12 protein-coding genes are annotated in these 13,890 nt (G+C 70.4%); 8 read left to right on the top strand and 4 right to left on the bottom strand.

Features of this window, described 5'->3' with window-relative positions; translation table 11 throughout:
• Nucleotides 1-45: 45 nt before the first annotated feature.
• Complete coding sequence (locus tag AC4F3Q_RS00060) at nucleotides 46-1,062, top strand: DUF4862 family protein (protein WP_491038235.1); 1,017 nt, start codon at nucleotides 46-48, stop codon at nucleotides 1,060-1,062.
• 84 nt (nucleotides 1,063-1,146) lie between these two features.
• Here AC4F3Q_RS00060 and AC4F3Q_RS00055 read toward each other — a convergent pair whose 3' ends face one another.
• Nucleotides 1,147-1,929, bottom strand: a complete 783-nt coding sequence (locus AC4F3Q_RS00055; protein ID WP_491038234.1) for an IclR family transcriptional regulator — start codon at nucleotides 1,927-1,929, stop codon at nucleotides 1,147-1,149.
• Complete coding sequence (locus AC4F3Q_RS00050) at nucleotides 1,926-2,975, bottom strand: D-2-hydroxyacid dehydrogenase (RefSeq protein ID WP_491038233.1); 1,050 nt, start codon at nucleotides 2,973-2,975, stop codon at nucleotides 1,926-1,928. The genes AC4F3Q_RS00055 and AC4F3Q_RS00050 overlap by 4 nt, the downstream gene beginning before the upstream one ends.
• Before the next feature lie 47 nt (nucleotides 2,976-3,022).
• On the opposite strand from AC4F3Q_RS00050, the gene AC4F3Q_RS00045 reads away from it, so the two are divergent.
• From AC4F3Q_RS00045 to AC4F3Q_RS00035, 3 genes are all read left to right on the top strand, one after another.
• Nucleotides 3,023-3,934, top strand: a complete 912-nt coding sequence (locus tag AC4F3Q_RS00045; RefSeq protein ID WP_491038232.1) for an NAD(P)-dependent oxidoreductase — start codon at nucleotides 3,023-3,025, stop codon at nucleotides 3,932-3,934.
• A 179-nt stretch (nucleotides 3,935-4,113) separates the two neighbouring features.
• The gene (nhaA, locus tag AC4F3Q_RS00040) at nucleotides 4,114-5,388 is read left to right on the top strand and encodes a Na+/H+ antiporter NhaA (RefSeq protein ID WP_491038231.1); all 1,275 of its coding nucleotides are present in this window, start codon (nucleotides 4,114-4,116) and stop codon (nucleotides 5,386-5,388) included.
• A 51-nt stretch (nucleotides 5,389-5,439) separates the two neighbouring features.
• The gene (locus AC4F3Q_RS00035) at nucleotides 5,440-6,267 is read left to right on the top strand and encodes an alpha/beta fold hydrolase (RefSeq protein ID WP_491038230.1); all 828 of its coding nucleotides are present in this window, start codon (nucleotides 5,440-5,442) and stop codon (nucleotides 6,265-6,267) included.
• A gap of 27 nt (nucleotides 6,268-6,294) precedes the next feature.
• Here AC4F3Q_RS00035 and AC4F3Q_RS00030 read toward each other — a convergent pair whose 3' ends face one another.
• Nucleotides 6,295-7,056, bottom strand: a complete 762-nt coding sequence (locus AC4F3Q_RS00030; protein WP_491038229.1) for a 6-phosphogluconolactonase — start codon at nucleotides 7,054-7,056, stop codon at nucleotides 6,295-6,297.
• 165 nt (nucleotides 7,057-7,221) lie between these two features.
• Entirely contained in the window at nucleotides 7,222-9,789 is a 2,568-nt protein-coding gene (locus AC4F3Q_RS00025) for an ATP-dependent Clp protease ATP-binding subunit (protein WP_491038228.1), read from the bottom strand.
• 560 nt (nucleotides 9,790-10,349) lie between these two features.
• On the opposite strand from AC4F3Q_RS00025, the gene AC4F3Q_RS00020 reads away from it, so the two are divergent.
• The 4 genes from AC4F3Q_RS00020 (at nucleotide 10,350) to AC4F3Q_RS00005 (ending at nucleotide 13,548) form a co-directional block, all read left to right on the top strand.
• Nucleotides 10,350-11,150 carry a transporter substrate-binding domain-containing protein gene (locus AC4F3Q_RS00020; protein ID WP_491038227.1) on the top strand — a complete coding sequence of 267 codons (801 nt, stop codon included), beginning with the start codon at nucleotides 10,350-10,352 and terminating at the stop codon, nucleotides 11,148-11,150.
• A gap of 32 nt (nucleotides 11,151-11,182) precedes the next feature.
• Nucleotides 11,183-11,860: an amino acid ABC transporter permease gene (locus AC4F3Q_RS00015; RefSeq protein WP_491038226.1), complete on the top strand. Its 678-nt coding sequence runs from the start codon at nucleotides 11,183-11,185 to the stop codon at nucleotides 11,858-11,860.
• The gene (locus tag AC4F3Q_RS00010; protein WP_491038225.1) at nucleotides 11,857-12,621 is read left to right on the top strand and encodes an amino acid ABC transporter ATP-binding protein; all 765 of its coding nucleotides are present in this window, start codon (nucleotides 11,857-11,859) and stop codon (nucleotides 12,619-12,621) included. The genes AC4F3Q_RS00015 and AC4F3Q_RS00010 overlap by 4 nt, the downstream gene beginning before the upstream one ends.
• 297 nt (nucleotides 12,622-12,918) lie before the next feature.
• Nucleotides 12,919-13,548: a DUF6318 family protein gene (locus tag AC4F3Q_RS00005; protein ID WP_491038224.1), complete on the top strand. Its 630-nt coding sequence runs from the start codon at nucleotides 12,919-12,921 to the stop codon at nucleotides 13,546-13,548.
• Nucleotides 13,549-13,890 lie beyond the last annotated feature (342 nt).

The raw sequence follows: 13,890 nt of genomic DNA, 5'->3' as shown, positions 1-13,890 counted from the left end.
TCTTCCGAGCAAGTCAACCCACAGCATCTCGAAGAAGAGAGTCCGATGACTGACAACCGTGCCACTGCGCCCCGCACCCGCCTCACGCTGGGCTCGTACGCGTTAGCACCCCACCCCGGGCAGGACGAGTCCACGTTCTATGCCGCTCTGCGTGACGTCGCGTTCGACGCGTACGAGCTACCCGTCCCCAGCTCGGACGCGGCTGCGCACGTCACGTCCTGGATCCTGAAGCACCTCCCCGACGACCGGGACGTCGTCCTCACAGCCATCCCGAGCACTATGCGTCGGCTGGGCGAGAGCCCGGGGTACGGGCTCGCGTCCAGCGACGGCGAGGGCCGTCAGGCGGCCCTGACCGACCTCGCGGTCGTGGGCGAGCTGGCGCAGCGGCTCGCCGACGCGTCCGGCCGTCGGCGAGTCGTGGCGGTCGAGGTCCACTCGGCGCCAGGTCCCGACGGCAGGAACGCTCGCGGGGGCGCTCCGGGCTCGTCGGAAGCACTCGCGAGCTCGCTCGCGGACATTGCGGGGTGGGGCACGGGAGCGCGGATCGTCGTCGAGCACTGCGACAGGCTCGTCACGGGGCAGCGCCCGGAGAAGGGCTTCTTCTCGATCGCGGACGAGATCGCGGCTGTGCGCCGCGCCATCGACGTGGGCCTGCCTGCGGCCGACGACGGCGGCTCACCTCTCGGGGTCGCGCTCAACTGGGGGCGGTCGGCGATCGAGGCGCGCGACGCTGCGGCGCCCGTGGCGCACGCCCGGGCAGCCGCGGCTGCGGGTGTGCTGCGGGGCGTGATGCTGTCGGGGGCGACGCCCGAGGCGACCGAGTGGGGCGAGCCGTGGACGGACGCTCACATCCCGCCGCGGGGTGCGGCCGCTGCGCTCACCGCATCGGCAGCGTCCGCGCTCGACGTCGAACAGGCCCGAGCGACGTTCGCGGCCGCGGCCGGCGGCCTCGACTACGTCGGGGCGAAGGTCTCGGCACGCCCGCTCGACGCGAGCGTCACCGACCGGGTGGCCCTCGCCGAGGCGACGCTCGCTCTCGTGCGCACAGCGAACGGAGCCTAGAAGCAGGCGACGCGCGGCGACCAGCCGTCTCCGGCTGCGGTCGCCGCGCGTCAGGCCCGGCCCGCGCCCGACCGCGCCAGGGCTTCAGTCCGGGACATGGCCGGAGAGCTCCGGCACCGGATCGCGCAACAGGTGCGCCAGGCGGGTCAACGACTCACTGACGGCCGCTCGCTTCGCCTGGTCGGCATACCTGTCGAGCATCGACACCCCGACAGCGCACGGCCGCGCCCCTGCGGCGCCGGGAACGGCGACAGCAAGGCCGACGACGTGCTCGAACGTCCGTCCGTCGTCGACCCCGTAACCCTGCCGCCGCGTACGTTCGAGCTCTTCCTCGAGGACGCGCTCGACCACGGAGCCGTCGGACGCCTCGGCGACCGCCCGGACAGCCTCCGCACGTCCAGCCTCGTCGAGCGCGGCGAGCAACACCTGACCGACGGCGGTCGTCGTAGCAGGCAAGCGGTCCCCGACAGAGGCTGAGACGCGCAACGGTGCCGTGCCCTCGTGCCGCGCGAGGTACAGGACGGCGGGGACGCGCCCACCGGAGGTCACCATCTCGTCGAGCACGGCGAGCTGCACGACCTCCTCGCGGAGCACCGGGTCCTGCCGGCACACGGTGGCGAACTCACGCACCGGCTCGAACTGACGGACGTACGCTCCACCCAGCGCGACGGCCGAACGCCCGAGGCGCATCCCGCCGTCGGCCCGTTCGACGTAGCCCGCAGCCTCGAGCTCTGCGCAGAGCGCGGACGTCGAGGACTTGGGCGCACCGAGCGCCCGGGACAGCTCGCTCAGGGAGCGCGGCTCGCCGCGGGAGGCGGCGAGGATCTCGAGCAGCGCGATCGCACGCGCGACCGCCGGGACGCTCACGCGAGGTCCTCCAGGCGCACGCGGTTGCGCAGCGGCTCACCTGCGAGCAGCCGGCGCGCGTTGTCGGCGGCGAGCTGCGCGATGCGGGCGTCCTCGGCGTCGCTCAGCGCCGCGGTGTGCGGGCTGAGGAGCACTCGGGGGTGCGCCCAGAGGGGGCTCGTCGGATCGAGGGGCTCGTGCGCGACGACGTCCAGCGCTGCGAACCCGACCTGACCGGTCTCGAGCGCGCCGACGAGCGCCCGCTCGTCGATCACGGTCCCGCGACCGACGTTGACGACTGTCACGCCGCGACGCGCCGCGTCGAGGACGTCGTCGGCGACGAGTCCTGTCGTCCCTGGCGCTCCCGGCAGCGTGACGATGATCGCGTCCACCTCCCCGACGACGTGGACCACCTCCCCGAGCCCGACGACCCGCTCGACGCCGGGCACCTCGACCGGCGACCTGTTCGCCCCGATGACTCGAGCACCGACGGCGCTCAGCAGGCGCGCGCAGTCGCGACCGATGCTCCCGAGCCCGACGACGAGGACCGTCTGCTCGTGGACCTGGCCCATGGCCCAGCGCGGCGCCCACTCGCGCGCCCTCTGGTGCGCCTGGAGCCTCGGCAGGTCCTTCGCCCCGGCGAGGACGCCCAGAAGGGCAAACTCGGCGAGCGTCCCGCCGTGCACCCCAGCCGAGGTCGTGAACGCGATCCGGTCGAGCGCACCGTCAGGCAGGCGCGCAGCCGCGACCTGAGAAGCTCCGCCCGCGGCCATCGTCTGGACCCAGCGCAGCCGCGGGTTGGCCGCGACCGTGCGTGCGAGCGCCGCCGGGGACACATCGGGGATTCCGTAGAGCGCCTCGCCCGTGTCGACGAGCGCTTCGAACGCTGCCTGCTGCTCGGGGGTGCGCCGGAACGCCGGGTCACCGTCGTGGTCGCCCGGGTAGCGCATCGGGGGGAGCAGCGAGTGGTCACGGACGAGCTCCAGGCCGGGCACCTCGCTCTCGAGCTGGACGCACAGTGCCTCGGGGAGCGGGGTGGCGAGAACCATACGGAGGGTGTTCGACATGGTGAACAGTATTCATCATGTCGAACAACTCGGCTAGGGTGGCTCTCATGGACGCACAGACGATCGAGGGAGATGTCGGTTTCGTGGGGCTCGGCACGATGGGCGCCCCGATGGCCGGGCACTTGCTCCGCGCGCTCGGCCCCGGGCGGCTGCACGTCACGGCTCGCCGCCGCGACGCCGCCACCGACCTCATCATGGGCGGTGCCGTCTGGCACACGAGGGCCCGCGAGGTCGCAGCCGCGAGCACGACGGTGGTGCTGATGGTCCCCGACCTCCCCCAGGTCCGGCAGCTGCTCGAAGGTCCTGACGGTCTGCTTGCCGGCGCAGGCGACGACCTGCTCATCATCGTGAGCTCAACCTCGTCGCCGCAGGGTGTGCGCGACCTCGACGCCGAGGTCCGCTCGAGGACCGCGAGCACCGTCCGGGTCGTCGACGCCCCGGTGTCCGGTGGGGAGGAGGGCGCACAGGCCGGCTCTCTCGCGATCATGGTCGGCGGACCCGAGGACGATGCGGCGCGGGCGTGCGCCACGCTCGCGCCCTGCGGGCGACCAGAGCACCTTGGCCCGCTCGGTGCGGGACAGGTCGCCAAGGCATGCAACCAGATGATCGTCGCCGCAACCGTCGCCGCCCTCGGCGAGGCGAGCGTTCTCGCGGAGCGCGCGGGGCTCGACGTCGCACGGCTGCTCGCGCTGTTCGGCACCGGGTACGCCGGGTCGCGCATCCTCGACGTCAAGGCACGGCGTTTCGCCGAGCACGACCATTCGCCGTCAGGTGCCGCGAAGTTCATGGTCAAGGACCTCGGCTTCGCGACGGAGGAAGCAGCCCGCACCGGCACGGGCACCCCGCAGCTCGATGTCTTGAGGTCCGTGTTCGCCGATCTCACGGATGCCGGTCTGGGCGACCAGGACACAGCCGTTGTGCAGGCGTGGATCGGGCAGCTCGCACGCACCACTCTCTGACTGTGATCTGCCTCACGTAGCCCGCAGGGTGACGCACCGGTTGTCGAGGGCGCGCGTACGCACGCGATATCACCTCGCACACCTCCGCACCAGACCCTGCAGTCCCTCATCCAGGCTCACCCCCTTCAGGCGCGGGGTTATCGTTCCCGTGAACCCGTGCCCGTCAACGAGGACGAACCATGACTGACAAGAACGCGATCCTGGGGAAGCTCACCCCGGGCTCCCGGCGGAACTTCCTGGATACGCTGCGCGCCGAGAACACCGGCGCGATCCTCCTGCTCCTGGGCGCCGTCGTCGCACTCGTCTGGGCGAACTCTCCGTGGGGTGACAGCTACCGCAACCTCTCCTCGCTCCGGTTCGGCCCGTCTGCGGTGCATCTCGACCTCGCCCTCGCGCAGTGGGCGACCGACGGGCTCCTGGCGATCTTCTTCTTCGTCGTCGGCGTGGAGCTCAAGCGGGAGATCGTCGACGGCCAGCTGCGCCGCCCCGCGACGGCGATCGTGCCGATCGTCGCAGCCGTCGGCGGCATGGCCGCACCCGCGCTCATCTATGCCGCCGTCAACGCGATCGGCAACGGCGACCCGCAAGGCTGGGCCGTGCCTGTCGCGACCGACATCGCGTTCGCGGTCGCCGTTCTCGCGATCGCCGGGAGAGGACTACCGACCGCCCTGCGCGCGTTCCTGCTCACGCTCGCCGTCGTCGACGACCTTCTCGGCATCATCGTCATCGCCGCTTTCTACACCGAGTCTCTCGACTTCCTCGCGATGGCAGGAGCCGGTCTCGTGATCGCCGCCTTCGCCATCCTCGTCCGCAAGCACGGCGGCGCGCCGCCCTGGCTGCTGGTTCCCCTCGCTGTCCTCGCATGGGCGCTCATGCATGCGTCGGGCATCCACGCCACGATCGCAGGGGTCCTGCTCGGGTTCACCGTTCCCGCCCTTCCCCGCGCTGGCGAGCGGCACAGCCTCGCCGAGCACTACGAGCACCGGTGGCGGCCCATCTCCGCCGGCTTTGCCGTCCCGGTGTTCGCGCTGTTCGCCGCCGGCGTCACGATGACGCCCGACGCCCTGCGCGACGCCCTCGGCAACCCGGTCGCGATCGGCGTCGTCCTCGGCCTCGTCGTCGGCAAGCCCCTGGGCATCACCGCCGCCACCTGGCTGCTCGTGCGTCTCACCCGAGCGACGCTCGACGCAGCGCTGCGCTGGCTCGACGTCGTCGCCGTCGCCTGCGTCGGCGGCATCGGCTTCACCGTGGCCCTCTTGATCGGCGAGCTGTCGTTCGAACCAGGCTCTCCCGACAGCGAAGCAGGCAAGGCCGCGATCCTCGTCGGGTCGCTGCTGTCCGCCCTGCTCGGCGGCCTGCTCCTCGCCTGGCGCTCGCGCGTGCACCGCGCGTCGGCCATCGGCGCTGACGACGTGCAGGTTCGTACCCAGGAGGATCCGCCCCACAACGGCTAGGATCGTCCAGGCTGAGCGGGCACCGAGGCAAGGACAGAGGCGACGAGCGACGTGAGCGACCACAGCTATGGGGTCATCGAGGCAGGCTCCGGCCACCTCGGGCACGTCACGTGGGCCGCTTTCGGTCCGACCGACTCCCCTCTTCCCCCAGCGGTCCTGGTCCACGGTCTCGGGGACTCGGCCGCGTGCTGGCCCGGCATCGTCGAGCACCTCGCCGAGCAGCGCCTCGTCATCGTCTCGGACCTGCGAGGTCACGGCGACTCCCCTCTCCCCGACGGCCCCGTCACGGTGCGCGCGCTCGCGGACGACCTCGCCGTCGTCGTGCACCGCGTCGCGCAGCGGCCCGCCGCGCTCATCGGGCACTCGCTCGGCGCGCTCGTCGCGCAGGATCTCGCGCTGCGCGGGCCTGCACTCGTCTCGGCACTCGTGCTCGAGGACCCGGCCTGGACGGCGGACGACTCCACCTTCCCCGACGTCGCGCGCATCCTGCGCGAGCTGAACCGCACCCCGTACGCGCGGCTCCTCGCATCCGTCACCCGCGACCACCCGAGCTGGCCGGCTGCCGAGGCAGCCCCGTGGGCGACGTCGAAGCGGCAGCTCGACCCGCGATTCCTCGACCGCGCCACCGGCTTCTCTCAGGACTGGGTCGCACCCCTGGCCACGCTCGCACCCGACGGCGAGTTCGCGACGACCGTCCTGCTCGGGCAGGAAGAGCTCGGCGGGATCATCCCCGGTGCGATGGCTGTGCGCGCCGAGGAGCTGCTCGAGGGCAAGGGCGAGGTCTTCGTCCTCACCGCGGGGCACGACGTGCGGCGCGAGCAGCGTGCGACCTACCTCCAGCTCCTCGACGAAGCCCTCGCTCCCCACCCGGCCGGCTGAGCCGCGCCGCACCCACGCGGCGGCAGGTCAGTCGGGCGACGGCGCGGTCGACGACTCAGGTTCGAGGAGGAGGATCGCGTCATGGTGGGTGCGCAGCGCTGTGGCCGGGACGGCAGGCCCGACGGGCGCAGAGAGCGTCGCGGCGATCGCGGCGGCCTTCCGGCGCTCGGGCACGTTGACGATGATCTTCTGGCCCGCGAGCAGTCCCGGCACGGTCGTGGAGATCGCACGGTCGGGCACGTCGTCGATCGACTCGAAGTGGCCTTCTCCCACCTCTTGTCGTCGTGAGGCCTCAGCCAGTGCAAGCACACGCACCCACCGCGGGTCGGAGAACCATGCGGCGTGCGGCTCGTTGAGGCCGATGTGGGCGTTCTCGCCGATGCCGAGGACGACGACGTCGATCGGGTCCTCGCGCAGCAGCGCTTCGTAGCGCTCGGCCTCGGCGAGTGGAGACCTGACGTCGCCGCGGAGCCGGTGAACGATCCCGGGCTGGAACGGTGTGACGAGGTGCTCCTGGATCCACGTGCCATATGCGGCCGGGTGGCCAGGGGGTAGGCCGACGTATTCCGCGACCTGGAAGATCGTGACGGCGGCCCACGGGATGCTCTTGCCCGGGAGGGCGCGGACGAAGGGAAGCTGTGCGTTGCCCGTTCCGATGAGGACGCGGGCTTCGCCGTGCTCCCGGACGACGCCGCGGATCGCGTCGGCGAACAGGGTCGCGGCGCGGTCGCCGAGCGCGTCGGCGTCCTCGTGGACCTCGACGGTGAGGCCGTCGACGGCGAATGTCATAGGGATGTAACTACCAGCCGGACGCCACGCCGTCGAGGTTATGGTTGACCTTCCCACTGGATCGGGTGTATTTATCCACATTCGCGCGCCGTGCGTGAGACGAACGACGAAGGTCCCCGGCACTCCTGGTGCCGAGGACCTTCGTCGTATCTGTGCTGCTGGGGCTCAGGCGCCTGCGCTGAGCTGCCCCTCGCCGCCGCTCGAGCTTCCCTTCGAACCGGTCGATGCGGGAACCGCGATCGACTCGATCTCGGGAACTTCCGAGGCAGGTGCGCCGGGCTTGCGCGGCTCGCCGCGGAAGGTGAACTCCCCGAGCGGGGCCTCACCTTCGGCGTCGACCACGATGTTCTCGCCAGCCTTGAGGTCGCCGAAGAGGATCTTCTCGGAGAGCACGTCCTCGATCTCCCGCTGGATCGCGCGGCGCAGCGGACGTGCGCCGAGCACGGGGTCGTAGCCCTTGTCGGCGAGCAGGCTCTTGGCGGCGGGCGTGAGCTCGACGCTCATGTCCTTGTCCCGCAGACGCTTGTCCAGGCGGGCGATCATGAGGTCGACGATCTGGACGATCTCCTCGTGCGTGAGCTGCGGGAACACCACGACGTCGTCGACACGGTTGAGGAACTCAGGCCGGAAGTGCTGCTTGAGCTCGTCGTTGACCTTGCCCTTCATGCGCTCGTAGTCGGTCGACAGCTCGCCGGACGCCGCGAAGCCGGTCATCACGCCCTTGGCGATGTCCCTCGTGCCGAGGTTCGTCGTCATGATGATGATCGTGTTCTTGAAGTCCACGACGCGGCCCTGCGAGTCGGTCAGGCGACCGTCCTCGAGGATCTGCAGGAGCGAGTTGAAGATGTCGGCGTGCGCCTTCTCGACCTCGTCGAACAGCACGACGGAGAACGGACGACGGCGAACCTTCTCGGTGAGCTGGCCGCCCTCGTCGTAGCCGACGTAGCCGGGAGGCGAGCCGAACAGGCGCGACACCGTGTGCTTCTCGGAGAACTCCGACATGTCGAGCTGGATGAGCGCGTCCTCGTCGCCGAAGAGGAACTCGGCGAGCGCCTTGGCGAGCTCGGTCTTACCGACACCCGTCGGTCCCGCGAAGATGAACGAGCCACCGGGACGCTTCGGGTCCTTGAGCCCGGCGCGCGTGCGGCGGATCGCCTGCGAGATCGACTTGATGGCGGCTTCCTGGCCGATGACCCGCTTGTGCAGCTCGGTCTCCATCTTGAGGAGCCGCGAGGACTCCTCCTCGGTCAGCTTGAAGACAGGGATGCCGGTGGACTGCGCGAGCACCTCGGCGATCAGGTCCTCGTCCACCTCGGCGACCGAGTCGAGGTCTCCGGACTTCCAGGCCTTCTCGCGGTCGGCGCGCTGCGCGGTGAGCTGCTTCTCCTTGTCGCGCAGGCCGGCGGCCTTCTCGAAGTCCTGCTCGTCGATCGCGGACTCCTTGTCGCGGCGCGCCTCGGCGATGGCCTCGTCGAGCTCGCGGAGCTCCGGCGGCGCGGTCATGCGGCGGATGCGCAGGCGCGCGCCTGCCTCGTCGACCAGGTCGATCGCCTTGTCCGGGAGGAAGCGGTCGTTGATGTAGCGGTCCGCGAGGGTCGCGGCGGCGACGAGCGCGCTGTCCGTGATGGACACACGGTGGTGCGCCTCGTAGCGGTCGCGAAGGCCCTTGAGGATCTCGATCGCGTGCTCGAGGTTCGGCTCGGCGACCTGGATCGGCTGGAAGCGCCGCTCGAGCGCGGCGTCCTTCTCGATGTGCTTGCGGTACTCGTCGAGGGTCGTCGCGCCGATCGTCTGCAGCTCGCCGCGGGCGAGCATCGGCTTGAGGATCGACGCCGCGTCGATCGCGCCCTCGGCAGCACCGGCACCGACGAGCGTGTGGATCTCGTCGATGAACAGGATGATGTCGCCGCGGGTGCGGATCTCCTTGAGGACCTTCTTGAGACGCTCCTCGAAGTCACCGCGGTAGCGGGACCCGGCGACGAGCGCGCCGAGGTCGAGCGTGTAGAGCTGCTTGTCCTTGAGCGTCTCCGGGACGTCGCCACGGACGATGTCCTGGGCGAGGCCCTCGACGACAGCCGTTTTGCCGACGCCGGGCTCACCGATGAGGACAGGGTTGTTCTTGGTGCGGCGCGACAGGACCTGCATGACGCGCTCGATCTCCTTGGACCGACCGATCACGGGGTCGAGCTTGCCCTCGCGGGCGGCCTGCGTGAGGTTGCGCCCGAACTGGTCGAGGACGGCCGAGCCGGCGGGCTGCCCCTCGTTGGGAGCGCCCGCAGCGACCGGCTCCTTGCCCTGGTAGCCGGACAGGAGCTGGATGACCTGCTGGCGCACACGGTTGAGGTCGGCGCCGAGCTTCGTCAGCACCTGGGCGGCGACGCCCTCGCCCTCACGGATGAGGCCGAGCAGGATGTGCTCGGTGCCGATGTAGTTGTGGCCGAGCTGCAGGGCCTCGCGCAGCGAGAGCTCGAGCACCTTCTTGGCGCGCGGCGTGAACGGGATGTGGCCCGACGGCGCCTGCTGGCCCTCGCCGATGATCTCCGTGACCTGCTGACGCACGGCGTCCAGCGAGATGTTCAGGGACTCGAGCGCCTTGGCGGCGACCCCCTCACCCTCGTGGATCAGACCGAGCAGGATGTGCTCGGTGCCGATGTAGTTGTGATTGAGCATCCGTGCCTCTTCTTGGGCAAGGACGACCACCCGACGCGCTCTGTCGGTGAATCTCTCGAACATCTGCTGCTCCTCACGAGCGGCGTTCACCCGCGCCGGATAGCGCACAGGTCTGACCGCTTCGACTCTAACCAAGCGAGGGGTGCCGTGATGCCCGTGTTCGCCATGGGCGTGACACCTCGCCGGAGCGGGCGTGAGGGCACCGGGACCGCTCGGCGGGACGTCCGTCACGTTCCGCGTCGGGCGCCGCCCAGGTCAGGTACGCTCCCACCGTGAACATCCGGCAGAGCGCTCTCCAGCCCGCGTCGACGTCGTCGTCGCTGCGCTGTTGCTGCCTGCCCGCAGGCACCTTCGGGTGTCCCTGTCAGCGCTGAGGCGCTGCCCCGGCACCCGGCTCGGGTGCCCGACGTCGTCGCGACCCGTGGTCGCCGTCGTCCCCTCCCCGTCGCTGACGTGAGTCTTCCCGTCCCGGCCTGAGCGCCGGCGCTGCGAGCACCCGTCCGACACGTCCCCGGCGCTCCGCCCACCCTCGGGCTGCGCCTCCCGAACGGCCACGACATCCTGGACCTTGCGGACATCCGTCCGCCGGGCCGGCGTCGCTGTCACCACCCCTCAGGAGAACCATGAACATCCGTAGGTCCGTCGCCTCCACCGCCGTCGTCCTGTCAGCGCTCGCGCTCGCCGCGTGCTCGTCCGACGGCGACGAGAAGACCGCTGCCGACCCGGTCGCCGCGCTCAAGGAGTCCGGCGTCCTCAAGGTCGGCACGGAGGGCACGTACGCGCCCTTCACCTTCCACGACCCCACGTCGGGCGAGCTGACCGGCTACGACGTCGAGGTCATCACGGCGGTCGCCGAGAAGCTCGGCGTCAAGCCGGAGTTCTCCGAGACGAAGTGGGACTCGATCTTCGCGGGCCTCGAGGCCAAGCGGTACGACGTCGTCGCGAACGAGGTCACCATCAACGACGAGCGCGCCGCGAAGTACGACCTGTCCGACCCGTACTCCGTGTCCGTCCCCGTCGTGATCGTGCCTGCGGACGACACCGAGCTGACGGGCCTGGCCGGCTTCGAGGGCCGCACCGCCGCCCAGACGGCGACGTCCAACTGGGGCGCGCTCGCGCGTGACAACGGCGCGAAGGTCGAGCCGATCGACGGCTTCACGGAGGCCGTCACCGCCGTCCGGGACGGCCGCGTCGACTTCACGGTCAACGACAACCTCGCGGCCCTCGAGTACCTCACGTCGACCGGCGACACGAGCGTGAAGATCGCGTTCGAGATCCCTGAGGAGAAGGTCGTGCAGGCGTTCGCGCTGCGCAAGGACTCGGGTCTCGTCGCGGAGATCAACAAGGCGCTCGGCGAGCTCGCGGCCGACGGGACTCTCGCCTCGATCGGTGAGAAGTACTTCGGCACCGACATCTCGAAGTGACGGCGACGGCCCTGACGAGCGGAGGTCTCACGATGTTCGGCATCGACGACCAGCTGCAGCAGCTGCTCCTCGACTCGCTCGTGCCCCTGCTCGTCGGGGCCGTGCGCGGCACGATCCCGCTGACGCTGCTGTCGTTCACGATCGGCCTCGTCATCGCGCTCGTCGTCGCGCTCGCCCGCATCTCCCGGTGGCGCGTGCTGCGCTGGGTCGCGCGTGCGTTCGTGTCCCTCATCCGCGGTACGCCGCTGCTCGTGCAGCTGTTCATCATCTTCTACGCGCTGCCGTCGCTGGGCATCGTGATCGACCCGTTCCCGTCAGCGATCGTCGCGTTCTCGCTCAACGTGGGCGGCTATGCGGCCGAGGCGATCCGTGCGGCGATCCTCTCGGTGCCGCGAGGGCAGTGGGAGGCGGCGCAGACGGTCGGCATGTCGTACACGACGACGCTGCGCCGCGTGATCCTGCCGCAGGCGTTGCGCGTCGCGGTCCCGCCGCTGTCCAACACGTTCATCTCGCTCGTGAAGGACACGTCGCTCGCGTCGTCGATCATGGTGACCGAGCTGTTGCGCAAGGCGCAGGAGATCGCAGCGCCGTCGTACGAGTTCCTTGCGCTGTACTCGCTCGCCGCCGTCTACTACTGGCTGATCTGCACCGTGCTGTCTGCGGTGCAGTCGCGGCTCGAGAGCCGCCTGGAGAGGTACGTGACCGTATGACCGCCCCCGCTCTTCTCGAGGTCGTCGACCTGCACAAGTCGTTCGGCGACAACGAGGTGCTGCGCGGCATCGACCTGCGCGTCGACCGCGGTTCCGTGACGGTGCTGATCGGCCCGTCCGGGTCTGGCAAGACGACGCTGCTGCGGTGCCTCAACGCGCTCGAGACGCCGCAGCGCGGCGTCGTGCGGGTCGACGACGCCGCCGTCGACTTCGCGACGTCGCCCACGCCAGCAGACCTGCGTCGGCTGCGCGCCGGCTCCGGCATGGTGTTCCAGGCGCACCACCTGTTCCCGCACCGCACGGCTCTGCAGAACGTGACCGAGGGTCCGATCTACGCGCAGAAGGTCCCGCGGGCGCAGGCGGAGGCACAGGCTCGCGAGCTGCTCGCGAAGGTGGGGCTGGCCGACAAGGAGGACGCGCTGCCTGCGCAGCTGTCCGGCGGCCAGCAGCAGCGCGTCGGTATCGCGCGGGCGCTCGCGCTGCGCCCGGCGCTGCTCCTCTTCGACGAGCCGACGTCGGCCCTCGACCCGGAGATCGTCGGCGAGGTGCTCACGGTCATGCGCGACCTGGCGGCCGAGGGTTGGACGATGGTCGTCGTCACGCACGAGATCCGGTTCGCGCAGCAGGTCGCTGACCACGTCGCGTTCCTGGACGGCGGGGTCGTCGTCGAGGAGGGGCCGCCGTCCGAGGTGCTCACCGCGCCCCGCGAGGAGCGGACGCAGCGGTTCCTCAAGCGGGTCCTGGACCCGCTCGGCGAGTAGGGCGGGCGTCCTCCCCAGTTGGTCGCTTCGCCTCGCCTGGCCTGGCCTGGCCTGGCCTCCTGACGATCTCCCACCTTTCCCCCGACCGATCGCCCGGTTGCACACGTCGCGTGTGCAACCGGGCGATCGGTGCGCAGCCCGCGTCACTTCCTCCCGCACGGATCGCCTCGGTGCACACGTGAGGTGTGGATGCGGGCGATCGGTGAGGCAGGTGCGGGAGGCGCCTGCCCGCCTCACTGATCCACAGGTTCGGGACATATGTGGCGGCCTGAGCGGTGGATCGCTACCTTGCTCACCATGCCCGCGACCCGCTCGTCCGCCCTGCGCTGTGCCTCTGTCGTCCTTGCGGCGATCCTCCTGACCGGGTGCACGAGCGAGGTAGCGCCCGCGCCGACCGCACCGACGACGACGGCGGCCACCCCGACGGCGAGCGCGTCACCGTCCGCGACACCCACCCCTGCCACTCCCACCGAGCCGACGATCGAGAAGATCACGACGCCGCCGCCCGTGCCCGCGGACCTCACGACGCCGGGGAAGGTCGGGTCGAAGGCAGCGGTCGAGTACTTCGTGGCGCTGCATCCTTACACCGTGAACACCGGCGACGCGGAGCCGCTGCGTGAACTCGCGTCACCGGCATGCGACTACTGCAATCAGCTGATCGCTGGCGTCGAGAAGGACGTCGCAGCCGGTTGGACCACCTCCGGTGACGTGATCACGATCGACGATCTGTGGCTCAACCCCGGGGAGTCCACGGAGAACAGCCACTTCTGGATCGTCGATGTCCACTCATCTGGCGCGACAAGAACCGGACCTGATGGTGTTCAGTCGAGCATTCCTGGAAAGCAGAGCTCCCGGGGACTCCGCGTGGCATGGACGGGCGACCGTTGGCAGGTGTCGCGCGTCCGCGCGGTGGAGTACGTCGAGTGATCCCGTCAGTGGCGTCAAGCTGCATCGCGCTTGCCTTGAGCGTGGCCCTCGCTATCGGTGCACCTATCGGGTTCGCTACGCAGACAACCGAGGGAAGCACAGAGAAGAATGCGGACGACACAGGCTCGACGCAAACAACGTGGGACACAGTCCCGTTGGGGGACGGCAAGTACCGGGCCAAACGGGATGACCGGGACCGTCGGAGGGCGCCCAACCCGGAGACGCGCCGCCCCGTGAATGGTCCTCCGCTTGTCGAGTCGCGGGCGATCGACCCGGCGATGTGTCAGCCGGGCTCGTCGGTCTCCTATGACCCGGCGTACTCCTACCGGTGTGACGGGTTCG

The sequence above is a fragment of the Flavimobilis sp. BM9 genome (assembly GCF_058313055.1).
Note: the sequence above shows the minus strand (reverse complement) of the source record. Positions and strands in the feature narration are given on the sequence as shown.